The sequence below is a fragment of the Streptomyces sp. NPDC037421 genome (genome assembly GCF_055602105.1).
Genome location: NZ_JBVJWV010000017.1, coordinates 128,147 through 150,424, shown reverse-complemented (window position 1 = coordinate 150,424; position 22,278 = coordinate 128,147). Strand labels below are relative to the sequence as shown.

General features: G+C 73.3%; 18 protein-coding genes. 8 read left to right on the top strand and 10 right to left on the bottom strand.

Annotated features, from left to right (window positions below; genetic code table 11):
• Positions 1-277: 277 nt before the first annotated feature.
• Positions 278-1,549, top strand: coding sequence for a C40 family peptidase (locus ACZ7IF_RS23995; protein WP_470974676.1), 1,272 nt, complete (start codon positions 278-280; stop codon positions 1,547-1,549).
• Here ACZ7IF_RS23995 and ACZ7IF_RS23990 read toward each other — a convergent pair.
• The 5 genes from ACZ7IF_RS23990 to ACZ7IF_RS23970 are packed head-to-tail and all read right to left on the bottom strand — an operon-like array spanning position 1,468 to position 7,400.
• Positions 1,468-2,760 (bottom strand): styrene monooxygenase/indole monooxygenase family protein, encoded by a 1,293-nt coding sequence (locus ACZ7IF_RS23990; RefSeq protein ID WP_470974673.1) that lies wholly within the window; start codon positions 2,758-2,760, stop codon positions 1,468-1,470. The genes ACZ7IF_RS23995 and ACZ7IF_RS23990 overlap by 82 nt on opposite strands.
• Positions 2,761-2,793: 33 nt before the next feature.
• Positions 2,794-3,441 (bottom strand): GTP-binding protein, encoded by a 648-nt coding sequence (locus ACZ7IF_RS23985; protein WP_470974671.1) that lies wholly within the window; start codon positions 3,439-3,441, stop codon positions 2,794-2,796.
• On the bottom strand, positions 3,422-3,805 hold the full coding sequence (locus tag ACZ7IF_RS23980) for a DUF742 domain-containing protein (RefSeq protein ID WP_470974668.1): 384 nt from the start codon (positions 3,803-3,805) through the stop codon (positions 3,422-3,424). The genes ACZ7IF_RS23985 and ACZ7IF_RS23980 overlap by 20 nt, the downstream gene beginning before the upstream one ends.
• Positions 3,802-4,278 (bottom strand): roadblock/LC7 domain-containing protein, encoded by a 477-nt coding sequence (locus tag ACZ7IF_RS23975; RefSeq protein WP_362471593.1) that lies wholly within the window; start codon positions 4,276-4,278, stop codon positions 3,802-3,804. Before ACZ7IF_RS23975 ends, ACZ7IF_RS23980 begins: the two co-directional genes overlap by 4 nt.
• Entirely contained in the window at positions 4,275-7,400 is a 3,126-nt protein-coding gene (locus ACZ7IF_RS23970) for a sensor histidine kinase (protein WP_470974665.1), read from the bottom strand. Before ACZ7IF_RS23970 ends, ACZ7IF_RS23975 begins: the two co-directional genes overlap by 4 nt.
• Positions 7,401-7,779: 379 nt before the next feature.
• On the opposite strand from ACZ7IF_RS23970, the gene ACZ7IF_RS23965 reads away from it, so the two are divergent.
• A complete protein-coding gene (locus ACZ7IF_RS23965; RefSeq protein WP_470974663.1) occupies positions 7,780-8,553 on the top strand; it encodes a hypothetical protein in 774 nt (257 codons plus the stop codon).
• 16 nt (positions 8,554-8,569) lie between these two features.
• On the opposite strand, the gene ACZ7IF_RS23960 is transcribed toward ACZ7IF_RS23965, so the two are convergent.
• Positions 8,570-9,010 carry a MarR family winged helix-turn-helix transcriptional regulator gene (locus tag ACZ7IF_RS23960; RefSeq protein WP_050779716.1) on the bottom strand — a complete coding sequence of 147 codons (441 nt, stop codon included), beginning with the start codon at positions 9,008-9,010 and terminating at the stop codon, positions 8,570-8,572.
• Positions 9,011-9,147: 137 nt separating this feature from the next.
• Entirely contained in the window at positions 9,148-11,544 is a 2,397-nt protein-coding gene (gene lon, locus ACZ7IF_RS23955) for an endopeptidase La (RefSeq protein WP_470974661.1), read from the bottom strand.
• Between the two features lie 125 nt (positions 11,545-11,669).
• On the opposite strand from lon, the gene ACZ7IF_RS23950 reads away from it, so the two are divergent.
• On the top strand, positions 11,670-12,062 hold the full coding sequence (locus ACZ7IF_RS23950; RefSeq protein ID WP_470974658.1) for a RidA family protein: 393 nt from the start codon (positions 11,670-11,672) through the stop codon (positions 12,060-12,062).
• Here the strand turns inward: ACZ7IF_RS23950 and ACZ7IF_RS23945 are convergent.
• From ACZ7IF_RS23945 to ACZ7IF_RS23935, 3 genes are all read right to left on the bottom strand, one after another.
• A complete protein-coding gene (locus tag ACZ7IF_RS23945; RefSeq protein ID WP_470974655.1) occupies positions 12,059-12,835 on the bottom strand; it encodes a DUF4097 family beta strand repeat-containing protein in 777 nt (258 codons plus the stop codon). The genes ACZ7IF_RS23950 and ACZ7IF_RS23945 overlap by 4 nt on opposite strands.
• Before the next feature lie 80 nt (positions 12,836-12,915).
• Positions 12,916-13,752, bottom strand: a complete 837-nt coding sequence (locus ACZ7IF_RS23940) for a sulfurtransferase (RefSeq protein WP_470974653.1) — start codon at positions 13,750-13,752, stop codon at positions 12,916-12,918.
• Between the two features lie 201 nt (positions 13,753-13,953).
• Positions 13,954-15,252 carry a glycosyltransferase family 39 protein gene (locus ACZ7IF_RS23935; protein WP_470974650.1) on the bottom strand — a complete coding sequence of 433 codons (1,299 nt, stop codon included), beginning with the start codon at positions 15,250-15,252 and terminating at the stop codon, positions 13,954-13,956.
• Between the two features lie 128 nt (positions 15,253-15,380).
• On the opposite strand from ACZ7IF_RS23935, the gene ACZ7IF_RS23930 reads away from it, so the two are divergent.
• The 5 genes from ACZ7IF_RS23930 to ACZ7IF_RS23910 all read left to right on the top strand — a co-directional run bounded on the left by ACZ7IF_RS23930 (position 15,381) and on the right by ACZ7IF_RS23910 (position 22,253).
• Complete coding sequence (locus ACZ7IF_RS23930; protein WP_470974648.1) at positions 15,381-15,605, top strand: zinc ribbon domain-containing protein; 225 nt, start codon at positions 15,381-15,383, stop codon at positions 15,603-15,605.
• 21 nt (positions 15,606-15,626) lie between these two features.
• Complete coding sequence (locus ACZ7IF_RS23925; protein WP_470974646.1) at positions 15,627-16,193, top strand: hypothetical protein; 567 nt, start codon at positions 15,627-15,629, stop codon at positions 16,191-16,193.
• Between the two features lie 106 nt (positions 16,194-16,299).
• Positions 16,300-17,040, top strand: coding sequence for a response regulator transcription factor (locus ACZ7IF_RS23920; RefSeq protein ID WP_470974642.1), 741 nt, complete (start codon positions 16,300-16,302; stop codon positions 17,038-17,040).
• Entirely contained in the window at positions 17,037-18,128 is a 1,092-nt protein-coding gene (locus ACZ7IF_RS23915) for a HAMP domain-containing sensor histidine kinase (RefSeq protein WP_470974640.1), read from the top strand. The genes ACZ7IF_RS23920 and ACZ7IF_RS23915 overlap by 4 nt, the downstream gene beginning before the upstream one ends.
• 258 nt (positions 18,129-18,386) lie before the next feature.
• Positions 18,387-22,253: a multifunctional oxoglutarate decarboxylase/oxoglutarate dehydrogenase thiamine pyrophosphate-binding subunit/dihydrolipoyllysine-residue succinyltransferase subunit gene (locus ACZ7IF_RS23910; RefSeq protein ID WP_470974637.1), complete on the top strand. Its 3,867-nt coding sequence runs from the start codon at positions 18,387-18,389 to the stop codon at positions 22,251-22,253.
• Positions 22,254-22,278 lie beyond the last annotated feature (25 nt).

Below are 22,278 nucleotides of genomic sequence, written 5' to 3'. Positions count from 1 at the left end.
CCGAAGGCGATCACGCAGTGACGCGACCGAAGGGAGCGCCCTTGAGGGACCGGCCCGACACGGAAGGACGATGGGACTGACGGGAAACCCCCAAACCAGCCCTGATCCGGCCCAGTCGGCACCCCGCTCCCCACCCCGGCCCCCCTCCCGCCCCCGTCCAGCCCCAGCCCCCTCCCCCTCCCCCTCCCCCCAACCGGGTGACGCCCCCCGACCCACCACGGCGGCTCGCCAGTCGGCCCGGCTGCCCGTGGCAGCATCGGGCGGCGGAGGTGATTACATGACAAAACGACTGCTGCGGATCGTCTGCCTCGCCGCCGTCTTCGTCGCCGCGGGCCCCCCGGCCGGCGTCCACGCCGAGCCGACCCCCCGCCCCGGACCCGCCGTCGCCGAAGGCGCCCTCGCCGAAACCCTCCCCGAAGCCCGGGCCGCCCCCGCCGCCGCACCCGCCGCACCCGCCCGCGGGGTCGGCGAGCTGCTCTCCCAGCTCCAGGGCCTCTACCAGCAGGCCGAGGAGGCCACCGAGGTCTACAACGCCGCCGACGTCGCCCTCAAGGCCCGCCAGGCCGACGAGGAACGCCTCAACACCGAACTCGGCCGCACCCGTTCCGCCCTCGACTCCGAGCGGGCCACCGCCGGGCGGCTCGCCCGGGAGCAGTACCAGGGGGCCCGCGGCGGCACCCTCTCCCCGTACCTGCGGTTGCTGCTCTCCGGCGATCCGCAGCAGGCCGTCGACCAGCGCCGGCTCGCCGCCCGCGAGGGCGCCCGGCGGGCCGGGGTCGTGGCGCGGCTGGAGCGGGACCGGAAGCGGGCGGGGGTGCTCGCCGGCGCGGCCCGCAAGGCCCTGGACGATCAGGAGGCTCTCGCCGCGCGGCAGAAGCAAGCCCAGGCAGAGGTGACGGGCCGGCTCAAGGAGGTCGAGCGGCTGCTGGCGGCGCTCACCCCCGAGGAACTCGCCGGGCTCGGGGCGCGCGAGGCGGCCGTGACCGCCGGGGCGCAGCGCACGCTGGTGGACTCGGGCCGGCTGCCCGCCCGTACGACGACGCCGACGGCGGCCGGCGGGGCCGCCCTCCGTTACGCGGCGGAGCAGATCGGCAAGCCGTACGTGTGGGGCGCCGAGGGCCCGGGTTCCTTCGACTGCTCGGGGCTGACCTCGCAGGCCTGGGAGCACGCCGGGCGGTCCATCCCCCGGACCAGCCAGGAGCAGTGGGCTCGGCTGACCCGGGTGCCGCTGGACCGGCTGCGCCCGGGCGATCTGGTGGTCTACTTCCCGAAGGCCACGCACGTGGCCCTGTACATCGGGGACGGCAAGGTGATCCAGGCGCCCCGCCCGGGGGCCACGGTGAAAGTGTCCCCGATCGCGGCGAACCCGCTGCTCGGGGCGGTCCGCCCGGATCCGGAGGGGACGCCGCTGGCGGAGTTCACCCCGCCGCCGCTGCCGGAGGCCGCGACGGCGGGGGATGACGCGGGCTACTCGTCGGAGGAGGAGCCGGACGGGGAGCCGGACGTGGAACCCGACGGGGAGACCGACGCAGCGACCTCCGCGAGGTAGTCGGCCGTGTCCTCGGGGTCGTAGAAGTACGAGTCGAAGTCGGCCGGGTTGTCGAAGCCGTTGGCGAATCGATTCGCCACCGGCTGGAGCTGCCCGGCCGCGCCGATCAGGTTCAGCACGTGCTCCGGCGGGACGCCCAGCATGGCGTTGGTCCACTGGGTCACCGGCTTGCCGGTCGTGAACCAGTACTTGTCGAAGGTGGCCTTCATCCACGCCTCGTCGAACGGCTTGTCGCCGTGCATGAGGATCGAGGAGAGGTAGGAGGCCGCGCACTTGGCCGCCGCGTTCGAGCCCTGGCCGGTGATCGGGTCGTTCGCCACGACCACGTCCGCGACGCCCAGCACGAGGCCGCCGCCGGGCAGCCGTCCGATGGGGTTGCGGACGACCGGCGCGTAGCGGCCGGAGAGCGTGCCGCCCGCGTCCGTCAGCTCGACCTTCGTCGCCCGCGCGTACTCCCACGGGGTGTACTTCTCCATGAGCTCCAGCGTCAGCGCCAGGTGCTCGGCGGGGTCGTTGACGCCCTTGAAGACGTCCAGCGGCCCGCCCGGCAGGCCCTCCCAGAACAGGATGTCGGCGCGCCCCGAGGTGGTCAGGGTCGGCATCACGAACAGCTCGCCGACGCCCGGGACCAGGTTGCAGCGCACGGCCTCGGTGTCCGGGTGCTCGCGGCGCGGCCCGAGGCCGTGGACGTAGGAGACGGCCAGCGCGCGCTGCGGGGTGTCGTACGGGGAGCGTGCCGCGTCCCGCCCGAACATCGACACCAGCTCGCCCTTGCCGGCGGCGACGAGCACGAGGTCGTACGTACGGGAGAAGAAGTCCAGGTCGGCGACGGACGCGCCGTGCACGACCAGCTGTCCGCCGCGCTGGGTGAAGGTGTCGAGCCAGCCCGCCATCTTCACGCGCTGGTCCACGGACTGCGCGTACCCCTTGAGGCGGCCGAGCCAGTCGATGGCCCGGGAGCCGTCGGGGGCGGCGACGGAGACGCCCAGGCCCTGGATCTTCGGGGCCTGCTTCTCCCAGAAGTTCAGCTGGAGGTCCCGCTCGTGCTGGAGCGCCGTGTCGAACATGCACTGTGTGGACATGACCCGTCCGGTGCGGATCTCGTCCGCGGTCCGGTTGGACATGAGGGTGATCTCGTACCCCTTCGCCTGGAGGCCGAGGGCGAGCTGGAGACCGGACTGGCCGGCCCCGACGACGAGTATCTTGCGCATCACGTTCTCGATTCGGGGGGAGGGGGAACGGGCCTACTCGGGAGTGGCGTCCAGTGCGTGGCCGACCAGGGTCAGCAGGGACTCCACGACCGTGGCCCGGCGCCGCGCGTCCATGATCACGACGGGGACGTGCGGCGGGATGGTGAGCGCCTCCCGCACGTCCTCCACGTCGTAGGAGCGCGAGCCCTCGAAGTGGTTCACGGCGACCGCGTACGGCAGCCCGCAGGTCTCGAAGTAGTCGAGCGCGGGGAAGCAGTCGCGCAGCCGGCGCGTGTCGGCGAGCACCAGGCCGCCGATGGCCCCGCGCACGAGGTCGTCCCACATGAACCAGAACCGCTCCTGGCCGGGGGTGCCGTACACGTAGAGCACGAGGTCGTCGTCGAGGGTGATGCGCCCGAAGTCCATCGCGACGGTGGTCGTGCTCTTGTCCGGGGTCCCGGTCAGGTCGTCGGTGGGGACGCTGGCCTGGGTCATCACCGCTTCGGTGCGCAGCGGGGTGATCTCGGAGACGGAGGACACGAAGGTGGTCTTGCCGACGCCGAAGCCGCCGGCGACGAGCACCTTGACGGCGACGGGGGCGCGCGAGCGGTCGTACTGCCAGGGCTGGACGGGCTCGTCGTCCACGAGGCCCGTCACGTCGGGGGCGACGTCGGCGGCGAAGTCAGAGACGGCGGAGGCCACTGAGCACCCTTTCCAGCAGCGCGCGGTCGGGCCGGCCGGTGCCGTGGCCCGTGCCGTAGACGCGTATCCGGCCCTGGTCCGCGAGGTCGCTGACGAGGACCCGGACCACGCCGAGCGGCAGCTTCAGCAGTGCGGATATCTCGGCGATGGTGCGCATCCGGCGGCACACCTCGACTATGGCCCGCATCTCGGGCATGCGGTCGGGCGACTTGGCCGGGCCGCTGTCGAGGGTGGCGACGAAGGTCTCCACCAGCAGCACCTGTGGGAAGCGGGTGCGGCCGCCCGTGAGGGAGTACGGGCGGACGCGGGCGGGGCGGCGGTCGGCGCCGCGTATCGGCAGCCGGTCGGAGGCCGTACTCCTCACGGGTTTTTCTCCATCGACTGGCGCAGCTCGCTGCGGACTTCGGGGGTCAGGACGTGGCCGGCGCGGCCGACGAAGAGGGCCATGTGGTAGGCGACGACGCTCATGTCGCAGTCGGGCGTGGCGTGCACGCCGAGCAGGGAGCCGTCGCTGATGGACATGACGAAGACGGAGCCGTTCTCCATGGCGACCATCGTCTGCTTGACCGTACCGAACTCCATGAGGGCGGCCGCACCGGTGGTGAGGCTGCCGAGTCCGGACACGATCGTGGCGAGGTCGGCCGAGGCACCGCGGGGGCCCTTGGGGCGGTCACCCTGGGCGGCTTCCGCCGCCGGCTCGGAGGAGAGCAGCAGCAGCCCGTCCGAGGACACGACGGCCACGGAGTTGACTCCGGGCACCTCCTCGACCAGGTCGGTCAGCAGCCACTGCAGGTTGCGGGCCTGGGTGCTCAGTCCGTACGTACTGGGCGCGGTCATGTGCGTGCCTCCTGTGCGGTGTCCCCCTGGTCGGTGTGCCCCTGCCCCCGGTCCTGCGGGTCCTGGCGGTCCTGGGCGAGTTCCGCCGCGACGACCCGGCGCCCGTCCTGGGCGCCCTGGTAGAACCCGCCGAGCCGGCGGCGCAGTTCCTCGGCGTCGACCCGGCGCGGCTCGGGGCGTGCCGCTGAGGGGTTTCCGATGCCGGGGGCCGCCACGGAGCGCGGGGTCCGCTTGGGCAGGCCCTTGGCGGTGACGGTCTGGGTGGCGGGCTCGGCCATGGGCTCGGGGTGGCTGCCCTGGCGGGGGACGAAGCCGTCCTCCGCGTCGGCGGCCCGCCGGTGGCTGGACTGTTCGGCGTCGTGCGCCGGTCCGGTGTGTCCTTCGTCCTGTACGGGTGCGCCGGGCGCGGTCTCCGGTCCCCCGGCGGCGTCCGCCCGGGCGGGGTCGGCCACCGTGAAGGCGTCCGCGTCGGCTTCGGCCACGACCCGCGCGAGGAGCTCCTGCTCGGGGGCGGCCCCGCCCGGCACCTCGGCCGCAGGGGCCTCGTCGGGGGCGGACGCGGTGAAGACCTGGTCGGCGGGGGGCGGCGGCGCGTCCTCGAAGGCCTCGGCGAGGGTGACGACCTTGGCGGGCTCCGCCTCGGCGTCGGCCTGCGCGTCCTGCCCGGCCCCGGGGGCGGCGGCTTCGCCGGCGCGGGCGAAGGCCCCGGCTCCGAAGGCCTCGGCCACCAGGGACCCGGCGTCGAAGGTGTCGGACTCGTAGACCTCGGCCTCGGCGGACCCGGCCTCGAAGGACCCGGCCTCGGAGGACTCCTGCGCGGCGGCGCCGTGCTCGATGGCGGCCTGCTCGGCGGCGTCCGCGTCGGCGGCGTCCGCCTCACCCGCCTCCGCGTCGAAGGCCTCGGCGAGCGTGACCACCTTGGCGGGCTCCGCGTCCACGGGGGCCGGCCCGGCGGGCTCCGCCGGTGCCGTCGGCTGCGCGTCCTGCTCGGCCGCGGGCGGGCGCAGCCGCGGCGGCAGGGTGTTCTCGTTGGCCTCGGCGATCACACCGGGCAGCTGGAACGCGGGGGCGCCCGGCGTGGCCAGGGTGTGCACCGGGGAGGTCGGCGGGGCGTCCGGCAGCAGCGCCTCCGGGACGACGACGAGGGCCTCCAGGCCGCCGTGCCGACCGGCGCGGAGCTCGGCGGTGACGCCGTGGCGCGCAGCGAGGCGTCCGGCGACGTACAGGCCGAGTCCCAGGCCGTGTTCGGCCTCGGGTTCCTCGTCGTAGGCGTCGGGGGTGGACAGGCGGGCGTTGAGGGAGGCCAGGCGGTCCTCGGTGACGCCGATGCCCTCGTCCACGACGGACAGGACCACGTCGCCGGCGTCGTTCAGCCAGCCGGACACCTTCACCTTGGCGTCGGGCGGGGAGAAGGTCGTGGCGTTCTCGAGGAGTTCCGCGAGGACGTGGGAGATGTCGTCGGCGGCGTGCCCGGCGACCTGGGTGTAGGAGGGCATGGCCCCGAGGTCGACGCGCTCGTAGCGCTCGATCTCGCTGACGGCGGCCCGCATGACGTCGACCAGGGGCACGGGCAGGCTCTGGCCGTGGCCGTGCTCCTGTCCGGCGAGGACCAGCAGGTTCTCGTTGTGGCGGCGCATGACCGTCGCCAGGTGGTCCAGCTTGAAGAGGGTGGCGAGCCGGTCCGGGTCGCCTTCCTTGGACTCCAGCTCCTCGATGACCGCGAGCTGGCGCTCGACGAGGCCGAGGGTGCGCAGGGAGAGCGAGACGGAGGTCGTCGACATGATGCGGCGGTGCTCTTCGAGCCCGGCGCGCAGCTTGGCGAGTTCCTCCTCCAGGACCTCGCGGCCGCCGGAGAGGGCTTCGTTGCGGCCGATGAGGCGGCGGCGGTCGGCGTCGAGCCCGGCGACCTTGGTGTGCAGGGCGACGGTCTGGTCGCGGACCGCGTTGAGGTGGCGCACGACCTCGGCGAACTCGTCGTTGCGGCCGGTGAAGCGGACGGGCTCCTGCGAGCCCTCGGGGGTCGCGAGCCGTTCCGCGCCACGCCGCAGCACCGACAGGGGTCTGGTGAGGGAGCGGGCGACGGCGGTGGAGAAGCCGATGACGAAGAGGAAGAGGACGCCGAGTCCGGCGACCATCAGCTCCAGCCGGGTCACGTCGTCGTCGCGCAGCTTGGTGAAGGCGGTGGCGCGGTCGCCGGCGAGGGTGGACTCCACCGAGCGCATCCGGTCGATGCGGGCGGTGAGGGTGGTGGCGAGGGCGCCGGCGTCGGTGGCCTTGCGCTCGGCCGGGGTCAGGGTGGACCGCTCGGTGAGGCGCTTGAGCTGGTCGTCGGCGGCCTTGACCTCGGGGCCGGTGACGGTGGCGGCGAGGGTCTGGCGTACGCCGGGCCGGGCGGCGCGCGCGAAGTCGTCGAGGGCCGCCTGTTCGCGTACGCGGGAGCGCTGGGCGGCGCCGGTGAGATCGTCGGCGGCGGCGGAGTTCGGGGGCTGCTCGGCGCGGGGGACGGCCAGGGCGGCGAGCAGCAGTCCGCGGGTGGCCGACGCCTGGTCCACGGCCTGGCCCAGGGGGGCCATGGGCCGGGTGACGGCGAGGGCGGCCTCGGCGCGGGGCGGGGTGAGTTCGGCGAGCCGGTCGCCGGGTGCGAGGAGTTCGGTGAGGAGTCCCGCGTAGGCCTGGTGCGCGGCGAGGGCGGTGCCCTTGCCGTCGACGGCTTCGGCGCGGACGGCCTTGACCCTGCCGAGGGCGCGGGCGAGTTCCGCGTCGGCCTCCGGCCGGAGCTCGGCGATCTGCCGGTCGGTGCGCGCGGTGCGCTCGTCGACGGGCGCCTTGGCGTTGCCGGGCCGGCCCTTGGCCGCGTACTCGACGACGGCGTCGCGCTCGTCGCCGAGGAGGTGGGCGAGGGTGAGGGCGTGCTGCGTCTGTTCCGCCAGGGTGACCAGGCGCTGGGAGTCGTTCAGTTCCCTCGTGGCGGAAACGACGGCGGGGGTGCCTGCCGCGAGGACGGTGAGTCCGGCGACTGCTACTCCGACCACCAGCCTGCTGCGGACGCGTACGCGCCGTCCTGCGTTGGCGGGTCCGTCGGCGCTGGCGGTGCCGTTCTTCCGAGACCGCTTCTTAGACACCGGTGCTCGCAATCCTGTACGTGTGCTCGTGCTCGTCTACTCGTGTGGCCGAGGTAACGGCCGGTCAACAAGTAAACGCCCCCTGCCCCCTCGTACCGCCTCAGACCTTCGCAGTGTGTTGGGAGGAGAGCCGCACATCGCCCACCCGGCCACTCGAAGGAGTGAACATCACGGAGGAGTGGCCGACCAACTCGGGCACCGCGTGTCAGGGGCCCGGCATGGACGGGCGGTTGAAAGAACGCGGCGGGCTTTGGCAATATGCCCGCCCACATTTCGCGGGGAGCGGGCGGGCGGGCCGTTCGGGCGGCCGGGTCCGCGGTTTGCGGCGTTGGTATGGACCTTCCGGCCTCCAGGGGGCCCCGGCGGGCAGAATGTCCGCATGCGCATCGACCTGGCCTCCGAACCCGGCAACCCGGAACACCCCAACCAGGACTGGGTGTCGGCGTCGGCACCTGCGTCGGGAGGCGGCGTCGTGATCGTCCTGGACGGGGTCACCCCGCCGCGCGGGGACGACGGATGCGTGCACGGAGTGCCCTGGTTCTCCACCCGGCTCGGCGGCCGATTGACCGAACTGTCCGGATCGCGGCGGGACATGCCCCTGGAGGGGGTCCTGGCCCGGGCGATCGCCGACACCGCCGACGCACACCGCGACACGTGTGACCTTTCTCACGCGCGGACCCCGCAGGCGACGGTGGTCATGGTCCGCTGGGACGAGTCGTACGTGGAGCACCTCGTGCTCTCGGATTCCGTGCTCCTGCTCCGCGGACCCGGCGGTGCGGTCACGCCGGTGCTGGACGACCGGCTGGACCGGGTGCCGGACGGGGTGCGCGGCTCGGTGGCGGCGACCGACGCGCTGCGCAACGCCGAGGGGGGCTTCTTCACGGCGGCCGCCGACCCGGCCGTGGCGGCCCGGGCCGTCACGGGTCGCACCCCGCGCGCGGAGGTGCTGGCGGTGGCCGCGCTCACGGACGGGGCGAGCCGCTGGACGGACACGTTCGGGGAGGGCGACTGGGCGGCCTGCCTGGACGTGCTGCGCAAGGAGGGCGCGCGGGGGCTGATCGGGCGGGTCCGGGCCGTGGAGTCGGACCCGCTGCGCCCGCCGGCCCGGTACAAGCGGCACGACGACGCCTCGGCGGTCTACGCGGAGCTCTGAGCCCCGCCCTCGGCCGCTACTCCTCGCCGGAGTTCAGCTGGTTGAGCAGTCTGGCCAGTTCCGCGACCTCGCCGCGGTCCCAGTCGGCCAGCTTGCGCATGTACTGCTCGCGCCGGGCTCCCCGTACGCGCAGGAACCGCTCCCGGCCCTCTTCCGTGAGGCCGACGAGGAAGGCACGGCCGTCGGCGGGGTCCGGCTCGCGGGCCACCAGGCCGAGCACCTCCAGGGCGCGCAGCTGCCGGCTCATGGTGGCCTTGCCGACGCCGAAGTAGGCGGCCAGCTCGGTGGCCCGCTGGCGTCCGGCGGCCTCCAGCCGGACCAGCAGCCCGTACGCGGCCGGCTCCAGCTCGGGATGCAGGGCGCGGGCCATCTCGCCCGAGGAGGCCCGGGCGCGCCGCAGGAAGACGGACAGCTCCCGCTCCAGGGCGAGGAACTCCTGGTCTTCGCTGCCGTGCACGCGCCGCTCCCATCCGTGGTGGGGCACACCGTGACACCCCTGTTCGGGACCAGTATTTCGCAGCGGGCGCGCCGAGGGCCCGGGGCCCCGCCGATCGGGGTCCCCGGGCCCTCAGCGGACCGTGCGCGCCTTCCGGATCAGGCGGCCTTGGTGAAGGACGCCACCGCCGGGGCGAGGGCGAGCTCCAGCACCTGGCGCACGTCCGTCACCGGGTGCACCTCCAGCCCCTCCAGCACCTCGCTCGGCACGTCGTCCAGGTCGGCCTCGTTCCGCTTCGGGATGATCACGGTGGTCAGCCCGGCCCGGTGCGCGGCGAGCAGCTTCTGCTTGACCCCGCCGATCGGGAGCACCCGGCCGGTGAGGGAGACCTCGCCGGTCATGGCCACGTCCGTGCGCACCTGGCGCCCGGACAGCAGGGACGCCAGCGCGGTGGTCATGGTGATGCCCGCGCTCGGTCCGTCCTTGGGGACGGCGCCCGCCGGGAAGTGGATGTGCACGCCCCGGTCCTTCAGGTCGGCGACCGGCAGTTCCAGCTCCGCGCCGTGCGAGCGCAGGAAGCTGAGGGCGATCTGCGCCGACTCCTTCATGACGTCGCCCAGCTGGCCCGTCAGGGTGAGCCCGGCGGCGCCGGTCTCCGGGTCGGCGAGGGAGGCCTCGACGAACAGGACGTCACCGCCGGCCCCGGTCACGGCGAGGCCGGTGGCCACGCCGGGGACCGCGGTACGCCGCTCCGCGGGGTCCTGCGCGGACTCCGGGACGTGGTGCGGCCGGCCGATCAGGCCGCGCAGCTCGCCCGCGCCGATGGTGAAGGGGAACTCGCGCTCGCCCAGTTCGTGCTGGGAGGCCACCTTGCGCAGCAGCCGCGCGATGGACCGTTCCAGGGTGCGCACGCCGGCCTCGCGGGTGTACTCCCCGGCGAGCTTGCGCAGCGCCCCCTCCTCCAGGGCCACCTCCTCGGCGGTCAGCCCGGCGCGCTCCAGCTGGCGGGGCAGCAGGTGGTCGCGGGCGATGACGACCTTCTCGTCCTCGGTGTAGCCGTCGAGGCGCACCAGCTCCATGCGGTCGGCGAGCGCTTCGGGGATGGCCTCCAGGACGTTGGCCGTGGCGAGGAAGACCACGTCGCTGAGGTCCAGCTCCACCTCCAGGTAGTGGTCCCGGAAGGTGTGGTTCTGCGCGGGGTCCAGGACCTCCAGCAGGGCGGCCGCCGGGTCGCCCCGGAAGTCGGAGCCGACCTTGTCGATCTCGTCGAGGAGCACGACCGGGTTCATCGACCCGGCCTCCTTGATCGCCCGCACGATGCGGCCGGGCAGGGCGCCGACGTAGGTGCGCCGGTGGCCGCGGACCTCGGCCTCGTCCCGTACGCCGCCGAGGGCGACGCGCACGAACTTCCGCCCCATGGCGTGGGCCACGCTAGAGCCGAGCGAGGTCTTGCCGACACCGGGCGGGCCCACGAGCGCGAGCACGGCACCCCCTCGGCGGCCCCCGACGACGCCCATCCCCCGCTCGCCGCGCCGCTTGCGCACGGCGAGGTACTCGGTGATGCGGTCCTTCACGTCGTTCAGCCCGGCGTGCTCGGCGTCGAGCACCGCCCGGGCGCCCTGGATGTCGTACTCGTCCTCGGTGCGCTCGTTCCAGGGCAGTTCCAGCACGGTGTCCAGCCAGGTGCGGATCCAGGAGCCCTCGGGGCTCTGGTCGCTGGCCCGCTCCAGCTTGTCGACCTCCTTGAGCGCGGCCTCCCGTACCTTCTCGGGCAGGTCGGCGGCCTCGACGCGGGCGCGGTAGTCGTCGGACTCCTCGCCCTCCTTCTCCCCGCCCAGCTCGCGCAGCTCCTTGCGGACGGCTTCCAGCTGGCGGCGGAGCAGGAACTCGCGCTGCTGCTTCTCGACGCCGTCCTGCACGTCCTTGGCGATGGACTCGGCGACGTCCTGTTCGGCGAGGTGGTCGGAGAGCGCCTTGACGGCGAGCCGGAGCCGGGCGACCGGGTCGGTGGTCTCCAGCAGTTCGACCTTCTGGGCCACGCTCAGGAACGGCGAGTACCCGGAGTTGTCGGCGAGGGCGGAGACCCCCTCGATCTGCTGCACCCGGTCCACGACCTGCCAGGCGCCGCGCTTCTTCAGCCAGCTGGTGGCGAGGGCCTTGTACTCCTTGACGAGCTCGGCGACCGCCCCGGGCAGCGGGTCGGGCACCTTCTCGTCGACGGTCTCCCCCTCGACCCAGAGCGCCGCCCCGGGTCCGGTGGTCCCGGCGCCGATCCGGACGCGGCCGCGCCCGCGGATCAGCGCCCCGGGATCGCCGTCGGAGAGCCGCCCGACCTGCTCGACGGTCCCCAGCACACCGATCCCGGCGTACTTCCCGTCGACCCGCGGCACGAGCAGCACCCGGGGCTTCCCGCTGCCCACCGCCGCCTGCGCCGCCTCGACGGCTCCGCGCACCTCGGCGTCGGACAGGTCCAGGGGAACGACCATCCCGGGCAGCACGACCTCGTCGTCGAGCGGCAGTACGGGCAGGGTGAGCGTTACGGACGTCGAAGCCATGATCTTCCCTCCGGCAGTGAAGTTGAGCTATGCCGACTCAATGCTTCTGCGCCCGGCAATGTTCCCCAACGCCCGTTCGCCGGGGGCGAACACCCCCGGCGGGCCCCTCGCAGCACCATGACGGCATGACAGACATACGACGGACCGTCAGCTCGGGCTCCCCGCTGGAACCCTGCATCGGCTTCTCCCGCGCGGTCCGCACGGGGCCCTACGTGGCGGTCGCCGGCACGGCGCCGATCGGGGACGACGGCTCCACCGTCGGCCCGGGCGACGTCCACGCGCAGACCGTGCGCTGCCTGGACATCGCGCAGCGGGCCCTGGAGGAGGCCGGCGCCTCGCTCGCCGATGTCGTGCGGACCCGGATCATGCTGACCGACATCACCACCTGGGAGGAGGCCGCACGGGCCCACGGCGAGCGCTTCGCCGCGATCCGCCCGGTGACGACCTTCGTCGAGGTGTCCCGCTTCATCGACCCGGCCTGGCTGGTGGAGGTGGAGGTCGACGCGGTGACGGCCTAGGTCCTGTCCGGGGAGGCCGCGAGGCGGATGTCGCCGGAGGCCGTGCGGACCGCGATGCGGGAAGGGGCGTCGGGGGCGTCCCCGAGGGTGATGTCCCGGTCGCCCGAGGCGGTGTCCGCGGACACCCGGTACGGGGCCTGCGGCGCCCTCAGGGTGACGTCGCCCGAGCTGGTGGTGACGGACACGGAGGCCGGGGCCTTGGCGAAGCCGACCGTGGAGTCCCCCGAGCTCGTACGGAACTCGAACTCCGGGCCGGACAGGTCGGCGGCCCTCAGGTCCCCGGAGGAGGTACGGACCTTCAGCGGGCCCGCGATCCGCTCGGCCCGGACGTCGCCGGAGGAGGATTCCAGCTCGGCGGACGCCACGCCGGTGACCGTGATGTCGCCGCTGCTGCTGCCGGCCTTGAGCCTCACCGAGGCCGGCACCTCCAGCCGGTAGTCCACCCAGCAGCCGTCCTCGTCGCCGCGGCAGCCGTCGGTGAAGCCCAGCACCCCGCCCGAGACCCGCTGCCCCGGCACGGGCGCGGTGTCGCCCCGGTAGTGCAGGATCCGGCGGACGGTGACCCCGGGACCGCTGCCCGGGGTCACCACCACCGACCCCCGCCGAAGACCCGTCAGGTCCACAGCCGTGACGGCCTCGGTGACGGTGGCGTCGGCCTCGGCGGTCTTCAGCCGGGCCTCGTCCACGAGGGAGCAGCCCGACAGCAGCAGGGCCGCGGCGGTGGCGGCGACGGTGACGCCGAGGGCGGTGCGGGAGAAGGTGTGGAGTGCCATGCCGAAGAGTCTGCCGAGCGGGGAGCGGGACCGCGCTGGTGCAGGTATCCGAACCCGGGGTGGGGCTAGCCCCACCCGCGTCAGGACCCCGTCACCACCGGCCGCAGCTCCGAGGGCAGACCCCACTCGCTCCACGAGCCGTCGTACACCGCGGTCTCCCCGTACCCCGCCAGGGTCGCCCCCAGCGCGAGCACGCAGGCCGTGACGCCCGAACCGCAGCTGAAGTAGAGCCGCTCCCGTTCCCCGGCCAACGCCCCGAAGGCCTCGCGGAGTTCCCCGGCCGGGCGCATCAGGCCGTCCGGTCCCCGGAGTTCGCCGAACGGCAGGTTCAGCGCGCCCGGCATGTGCCCGCCGCGCAGCCCGGGCCGGGGCTCGGGGGCGGTGCCGGCGAAGCGCTCGCGGGTCCGGGCGTCGAACACGGCCGCCGCCGGATCGGCGAGGGCCGCGGCGACGGTGTCGGCGTCCACCAGCAGCCCCGGGCGGGGCCGGGCGGTGAAGGAGCCGCGCGGGCCCTCGTACGCCGCCGCCTGCGCCTCGACGGGCAGCCCGGCGGCCGCCCACGCGGGCAGGCCCCCGTCCAGCACGGCCACCCGGTCGAAGCCCATCGCGCGCAGCATCCACCAGGCGCGGGCACTGGAGTAGATCCCGGCGCCGTCGTACACGACCACGGCATCGGCGTCATCGACCCCGAGCCCCCGCAGGGCCCCGGCGAAGTCCTCCGGCGAGGGCATGGTGTGCGGGGACGCCGCCGCGTGGTCGGAGAGGGCGCCGTCGAGGTCGAAGGGGCGCGCGGTGGGGATCCTCACGGGGGCCCGGCGGTGGGCCCCGACGGAGGCGTCGAACACCACGACGTCCCCGAGGTGTTCGGCGAGCCAGCCGCTGCCGACCAGGGGGCCGGGTATCTCGGGTACGGGCATGCGGGGCCTCCGGAGGCGGCGTCGGAAACGGTCTGCGGCCCATCCTGACCCATCCGCACGCGGGGCGGGGGCGGGGGCGGGGTCCGCCGGGAGGAACGGACAGGCCGCCCGGGACACACGACGACGGAGTCCAGCGGGCCCGCCTCACAGCCGGTGCCGAAACCCCGCCCCACCCACTCCCCGCCCCGCCGGAACCCCGTCTCAGCCGCACGTGCCCGGCCGCGCGTACACCGCCACGCGGGCCCCGCGCACCGGTGTCACCGAGCAGCGCTCGAACGCCTCCGCCAGCGCCTCGCGCTTCGCGGCCTCCCCCGGGTACCCGTCCAGCGGCTGGTCCGGCGGGTCCAGCAGGGCGATCACCCTCGGGGAGGCCAGGACCGCCGCCCGGACGGCGTCCGGCGGCAGCTCCGTGCCCTGGAGGGTGCGGGAGGCGGCCGGGCTCCGGGACAGGGCCACGTCGCGGACGGACCCGTACGCCCCGGGCGACGACAGCAGCCACTCCCGCCGCCTCGACGGCATGAACAGCACCGCGTCCCCCGGCCGGGCCCGCTCCCGCACCGCCGCGGCGACGGCGAGGGCGTCGTCCTTGCGCGCCTCCGGGGTCCGGAGCCACACCGACCACACCGCGAGGGGCACCAGCAGCACTCCCACCAGCACCCACGGCAGCGGCAGCGGCCCCCGCGCGCCCGCGAGCACCGCGAGGCCCGCCAGGGCGTAGAGGACGTACCGGTCGACGTACAGGGGGTGCACCAGCGACACCGCCATCAGCACCCCGGGCGGGAGCAGCGCCAGCGGTACGGCCACCCGTACGGCCTCCCGGCTGGGAACCCCCCGGGCCAGCAGGGCCACCGCCGCCGCCAGCACCCCGTACGCCGCCCAGTCCTGCCACGACGGCCGCCCCAGCCACCCCAGCTGCGCCGACGCCTGCCCCGCGCTGACCAGCGCCAGCGGCAGCAGCCCGGCGAGGACGGCCCCGGCCGCCCACCGCCAGCCCCGCGCCCGCCACGCGGCGAACGCGTGTGCCGGCAGGGCCAGTACGGCGAACTCGTGGAGCCAGCAGCCCAGCAGGAGCACCACCGCGTAGGCCGCCCACCGCTCGCGCAGCATCAGGTACGTCGCCCAGGCGACGGCTGCCGCGACCAGCGCGTACGAGCGCCCTTCCTGCGCGTAGGCCTGCACCGGCGGCAGCACGGCGTACGCGGTGCCCGCGGTCAGCGCGGCCCGCTCGCCCGCCAGCCGGTGCCCCACCGCTGCCACCCCGGCGGCGGCGAGGGCCGTGCCGGCCACGGACGGCAGCCGCAGTGCCCACAGGCCCCCGTCCCACAGGCCGAAGACCCCGTGCATCAGCAGGTAGTAGAGGCCGTGCACCGCGTCGACCTGCCCGAGCAGTTCCCACAGCCCGCCGAGGGGGCGGTGCGCCACCTGCCAGGTGGTGGACTCGTCGCGCCACATGCTCCCGCCGCCCGCGCCGCGCGGCAGGCCCCACAGCCCGAGGAGCACGGCGGTCAGCGGGGGCAGCGCGCGCCAGGGGGTGATGCGGCGGATGGCGGCCTCCGGGTGCCTTCGGTTGCGGGAGCGGGGACTCCATCCGTTGATCTTCGCCGGGTACCCCTGGCTCCGGCCAGGGGGTGAAAGCGATCCGTGCCGGACGGGAAATGATCGCCGTGGACCCCCGCGTTACCTCGAGGCGGTGCCCGCAGTGTGGGCATACTGCCAAGGAGAACCGGCCCGCGCAGGCGACCTTCCACTGCCAGGCGGGCCGGGCCGGTCCGCCGCGAAGCCGGACCGGCATGGCGGAAAGTCCCCTCATTCACGAGGGGGAGGAGTCACACTCGGTGTTCGGTCGGAAGTAAGCAGTTCCTGCGGAGGTGGGTGTGCAAGCGATCCGAGCGGCCGGGGCCGCGGCGGTGGTGCTGCTGGGCGCGGTGCTGGTCCTGGCCGGCTGCGGCGGCGGTTCCGGCGGGCCCCGGGAGGCGACGGCGGCGCCGGCGCCCACGGCGACGGCAACCCCGTCCGCGTCCGCGACCCCACCCGCGCCCACACCCGGGGCGACCGCACCCGGCACGCCCTCTCCGGCGGCGACGGCAACCGAGACCGCCGCCCGGACCCTCGTCCGCGTGACCCGTAGCGGGGGCTTCGCCGGCCAGACCCGGACCGTCCTCGTCAAGGGCGACGGCTCCTGGACCCTCCTCGACGGCAAGGCCCGCGACATGCGCTCCGGGAAGCTGGAGCCGCCCCGGCTGGAGGTCCTGCGCACCGCGCTGCGGGAGGCGGACTTCGCGCACCTGCCCCGGGTGGCGACGGCGGATCCGCCGGTCTACGACGGGTTCACGTACGCCTTCGTGCACGGCGGTTTCGAGGTCGCCGCTGACCAGACGGAGCTGGCTCCGGGGCTCCGCAAGGTGCTGGACGCGCTGCCCGGATTCGACGCGACGGGATGAATCTCTGATTCCGGATGACCCCGGCTCCTGTCCGAACCCCGCATAGCCGCAGGCCGGTGCCTCCTCTACGCTGCACCCCATCACGCGGGATCTTCAGGGGCGGGACATGGAACAGACACACACCACCCACAGCGTCGCCGCGGCCACCCCAGGTGCCCAGCGGCGCGTGCTCGTGGTCGAGGACGACCGCACCATCGCCGACGCCATCGCGGCCCGGCTGCGGGCCGAGGGGTTCCAGGTACAGACGGCGTACGACGGGCCTGCCGCGGTCGCGGCCGCCGAGAGCTGGCAGCCCGAGCTGCTGGTGCTGGACGTCATGCTGCCCGGCTTCGACGGGCTGGAGGTCTGCCGCCGGGTCCAGGCGCAGCGGCCGGTCCCGGTGCTGATGCTCACGGCCCGGGACGACGAGACCGACATGCTGGTCGGTCTCGGGGTCGGGGCCGACGACTACATGACGAAGCCGTTCTCGATGCGCGAGCTGGCAGCCCGGGTCCACGTACTGCTGCGCCGGGTGGAGCGGGCCACGATGGCCGCGACGGCTCCGCGCGGGGCGACGCTGCGTCTGGGCGACCTGGAGATCGACCACGCGCAGCGCAGGGTGCGGGTGCAGGCGGAGGACGTGCACCTGACGCCGACCGAGTTCGACCTGCTGGTGTGCCTGGCGGGGACGCCGCGCGCGGTGCTCTCGCGGGAGCAGCTGCTGGCGGAGGTGTGGGACTGGGCCGACGCGTCGGGGACCCGTACGGTCGACAGCCACATCAAGGCCCTGCGGCGGAAGATCGGCGCGGACCGGATCCGTACCGTCCACGGCGTCGGGTACGCCCTGGAGACCCCGGCGCAGGCGTGAGCGGCCCGCCGCGCGGGCCGGGTCTGCGGCCCTACTCGCCGTTCTCGATCAAAACGAAGCTGGGCACGCTCGTCGTGGTCTCGGTGTTCATCACCACGGGGCTGCTGCTGGTGGCCCTGCGCACGGCCACGGAGCTGCGGTTCATCACGGTCTTCTCGGTGATCGCCTCGATGCTGATCACCCAGTTCGTGGCGCACGGTCTGACGGCGCCGCTGGACGAGATGACGACGGTGGCGCGGGCGATCTCCCACGGGGACTACACGCGCCGCGTGCGGGGTGCCGGGCGCCGCGACGAGCTGGGCGATCTGGCTTCGACGATCAACAGGATGGCCGACGATCTGGAGGCCGAGGACAGACACCGTCGAGAGCTGGTCGCGAACGTCTCGCACGAGCTCCGCACTCCGATCGCGGCGTTGCGGGCGGTGCTGGAGAACGTGGTGGACGGGGTCTCGGAGGCCGATCCGGAGACCATGCGGACCATGCTGAAGCAGGCCGAGCGGCTGGGCCGGCTGGTGGACACCCTGCTGGACCTGTCGCGGGTGGACAACGGGGTGGTGCCGCTGAAGGCGCGCCGCTTCGAGGTGTGGCCGTACCTGTCGGGGGTGCTGAAGGAGTCGGGGCTGGCGGCCGCGGGGCGGCCGGGGCTTTCTTCCGGTTCGGGTGGGCACACCCGTAATGACGTGCATCTTCACCTGGACGTGCATCCTCCGGAGCTGACCGCGTACGCGGATGCGGAGCGGCTGCACCAGGTGGTGGCGAACCTGATCGACAACGCGGTGAAGCACAGTCCCGCGCACGGCCGGGTCACGGTCCGCGCCCGGGCCGCAGAGGCGCCGGGGAGCCTGGCCCTGGAGGTCGTGGACGAGGGTCCGGGGATCCCGGAGGCGGAGCGGCACCGGGTTTTCGAGCGGTTCAACCGGGGTTCCGCGGGCGGCGGGGACTCGGCCGGCGACGGGGGCACCGGTCTGGGGCTGGCCATCGCCCGCTGGGCCGTGGGCCTGCACGGGGGCCACATCGGCGTGGCCGAATCGTCACGGGGTTGCCGAATCCTTGTCACCCTTCCGGGCAGCTCACAGGTGCCGTCTTGACGTAGGGTTCGAGTGGGAAGGACATGATCTCGGCCACACGTGCCCGGGGTCGTCAGGGGTGCGAGGCCTAGGGGGTCGCAACCTGGCTGCCCCCTACCCGAACCACGCTTGTTTCCCGCCATTCCGATGGGTGAAACCCGCCGTTCGGTGTGACCTGCACGACGGAAGTCCCGCCCGGCCTGCATCACACGCCCTGGGAGGCGTAGCCTTTATCCCCGCTGTCCATACCTTGTGAAGCGGAAGAGGGCGGTTGCCGCCGTGTCGCCACAGTCCCCCAGTAACCCGAGCACCACGACCGACGCAGCAGAGGCCGGGAAGAACCCCGCCTCAGGCTTCGGCGCGAATGAGTGGCTCGTCGACGAGATCTATCAGCAGTACCTCCAGGACCCGAATTCGGTCGACCGGGCCTGGTGGGACTTCTTCGCCGACTACAAGCCGGGGGGCGCTGCCGCTCCGGTGAAGGCCGATGAAGCCATCAAGACCCCGACGACGGACGGCGCCTCCGCACAGGCCGCCACCGCCACCGCCGGGGTCCCCCAGGCCGTCGACGCCGCCACGGGGGCGGCGTCCGCCGCGCCCGCCGCCGCGCCCACACCTGTGTCAGCTCCTGCCCCTGCTCCTGCCACCCCCTCTGGTGCCCCTGCTGTGACTGTCACCTCCCAGGCCCCGGCCGCCGCACCGGCCGCGCCCGCCCCTCAGGCTCCGGCCGCCACCACCCCGGCTCAGAAGGCCGCGCCCGCCACCGGGGCCCCCGCCGGCCCCGAGCTGGTGACGCTCCGCGGCCCCGCCGCCGCAGTGGCCAAGAACATGAACGCCTCGCTGGAAGTGCCGACGGCCACGTCCGTCCGCGCCGTCCCGGTGAAGCTGCTGTTCGACAACCGCATCGTCATCAACAACCACCTCAAGCGCGCCCGCGGTGGGAAGATCTCCTTCACCCACCTCATCGGCTACGCGATGGTGCAGGCCATCAAGGCCATGCCGTCCATGAACCACTCCTTCGCGGAGAAGGACGGCAAGCCGACCCTGGTCAAGCCGGAGCACGTGAACTTCGGCCTCGCGATCGACCTCGTGAAGCCCAACGGCGACCGTCAGCTCGTCGTCGCCGGCATCAAGAAGGCCGAGACCCTCAACTTCTTCGAGTTCTGGCAGGCCTACGAGGACATCGTGCGCCGCGCCCGCGTCGGCAAGCTGACGATGGACGACTTCACCGGCGTCACCGTCTCGCTGACCAACCCCGGCGGCCTGGGCACCGTCCACTCCGTGCCCCGCCTGATGCCCGGACAGTCGGTCATCATGGGCGTCGGCTCCATGGACTACCCCGCCGAGTTCCAGGGCACCTCGCAGGACACCCTGAACAAGCTGGGCATCTCCAAGGTCATGACCCTGACCTCGACCTACGACCACCGGGTCATCCAGGGCGCGGCCTCCGGCGAGTTCCTGCGCATCGTCGCGAACCTCCTCCTCGGCGAGGACAAGTTCTACGACGACGTCTTCGAGTCGCTGCGCATCCCGTACGAGCCGGTCCGCTGGAACCGCGACATCGACGCCTCGCACGACGACGACGTCACGAAGGCCGCCCGCGTCTTCGAGCTGATCCACTCCTACCGGGTCCGCGGCCACGTCATGGCCGACACCGACCCGCTGGAGTACAAGCAGCGCAAGCACCCCGACCTCGACATCACCGAGCACGGCCTCACCCTGTGGGACCTGGAGCGCGAGTTCGCGGTCGGCGGCTTCTCCGGCAAGTCGATGATGAAGCTCCGCGACATCCTCGGCGTGCTGCGCGACTCGTACTGCCGCACCACCGGCGTCGAGTTCATGCACATCCAGGACCCGAAGCAGCGCCGCTGGATCCAGGACCGCATCGAGCGCCCGCACACCAAGCCGGAGCGCGAGGAGCAGCTGCGCATCCTGCGCCGCCTGAACGCGGCGGAGGCCTTCGAGACCTTCCTGCAGACGAAGTACGTCGGCCAGAAGCGCTTCTCCCTGGAGGGCGGCGAGTCCGTCATCCCGCTGCTCGACGCCGTCATCGACTCGGCCGCCGAGGCCCGCCTCGAAGAGGTCGTCATCGGCATGGCCCACCGCGGCCGCCTGAACGTCCTGGCGAACATCGTCGGCAAGTCGTACGCGCAGATCTTCCGCGAGTTCGAGGGCAACCTCGACCCGAAGTCCATGCACGGCTCCGGCGACGTCAAGTACCACCTGGGCGCCGAGGGCACCTTCACCGGCCTGGACGGGGAGCAGATCAAGGTCTCGCTCGTCGCCAACCCCTCCCACCTGGAGGCGGTGGACCCGGTCCTGGAGGGCGTCGCCCGCGCCAAGCAGGACGTCATCAACAAGGGCGGCACGGACTTCACCGTCCTGCCGCTGGCCCTGCACGGCGACGCGGCGTTCGCCGGCCAGGGTGTGGTCGCCGAGACGCTGAACATGTCGCAGCTGCGCGGCTACCGCACCGGCGGCACCGTCCACGTCGTGATCAACAACCAGGTCGGCTTCACCGCCGCCCCTGAGTCCTCGCGTTCCTCGATGTACGCGACCGACGTGGCCCGCATGATCGAGGCGCCGATCTTCCACGTGAACGGTGACGACCCGGAGGCCGTGGTCCGCGTCGCGCGGCTCGCCTTCGAGTTCCGCCAGGCGTTCAACAAGGACGTGGTCATCGACCTCATCTGCTACCGCCGCCGCGGCCACAACGAGTCCGACAACCCGGCGTTCACGCAGCCGCTGATGTACGACCTGATCGACAAGAAGCGCTCGGTGCGCAAGCTGTACACCGAGTCCCTCATCGGTCGCGGTGACATCACCCTGGAAGAGGCCGAGCAGGCGCTCCAGGACTTCCAGGGCCAGCTGGAGAAGGTCTTCGCGGAGGTCCGCGAGGCCGCCGCGCAGCCCGCGGTCGCCGCGCCGGCCCCGGCCCCGCAGGCCGACTTCCCGGTCGCCGTGAACACGGCGATCTCCCAGGACGTCGTCAAGCGGATCGCCGAGTCCCAGGTCAACATCCCCGAGGGCGTCACCGTCCACCCGCGTCTGCTGCCGCAGCTGCAGCGCCGCGCGGCGATGATCGACGACGGCACCATCGACTGGGGCATGGGCGAGACCCTGGCCTTCGGTTCGCTGCTGATGGAGGGCACCCCGGTCCGGCTGTCCGGCCAGGACTCCCGCCGCGGCACGTTCGGCCAGCGCCACGCGGTCCTCATCGACCGGGAGACCGGCGAGGACTACACGCCGCTGCTGTACCTGTCGGACGACCAGGCCCGCTACAACGTCTACGACTCGCTGCTCTCCGAGTACGCGGCCATGGGCTTCGAGTACGGCTACTCGCTGGCCCGTCCGGACGCGCTGGTGCTGTGGGAGGCCCAGTTCGGTGACTTCGTCAACGGCGCGCAGACCGTCGTCGACGAGTTCATCTCCTCGGCCGAGCAGAAGTGGGGCCAGACCTCCGGCGTCACGCTGCTGCTCCCGCACGGCTACGAGGGCCAGGGCCCGGACCACTCGTCCGCCCGCCCGGAGCGCTTCCTGCAGATGTGCGCGCAGGACAACATGACGGTCGCGATGCCGACCCTGCCGTCGAACTACTTCCACCTGCTGCGCTGGCAGGTCCACAACCCGCACCACAAGCCGCTGGTCGTCTTCACCCCGAAGTCGATGCTGCGTCTGAAGGCCGCGGCGTCGAAGGCGGAGGAGTTCACGACCGGTTCGTTCCGTCCGGTCATCGGCGACACCGCGGTGGACCCGAACGCGGTCCGCAAGGTCGTCTTCTGCGCGGGCAAGGTCTACTACGACCTGGAGGCCGAGCGGGAGAAGCGCGGCATCACGGACACCGCGATCATCCGCATCGAGCGTCTGTACCCGCTGCCGGGTGCGGAGCTGCAGGCGGAGATCGCCAAGTTCCCGAACGCGGCGAAGTACATCTGGGCGCAGGAGGAGCCGGCGAACCAGGGTGCGTGGCCGTTCATCGCGCTGAACCTGATCGACCACCTCGACCTGGCGGTCGGCGCGGACATCCCGGCGGGCGAGCGCCTGCGGCGCGTCTCGCGTCCGCACGGTTCTTCGCCGGCGGTGGGTTCCGCCAAGCGTCACCAGGCGGAGCAGCAGCTGCTGATGAACGAGGTCTTCGAGGCGTAGTCGCTGACGCGACCCGCACGGAGAA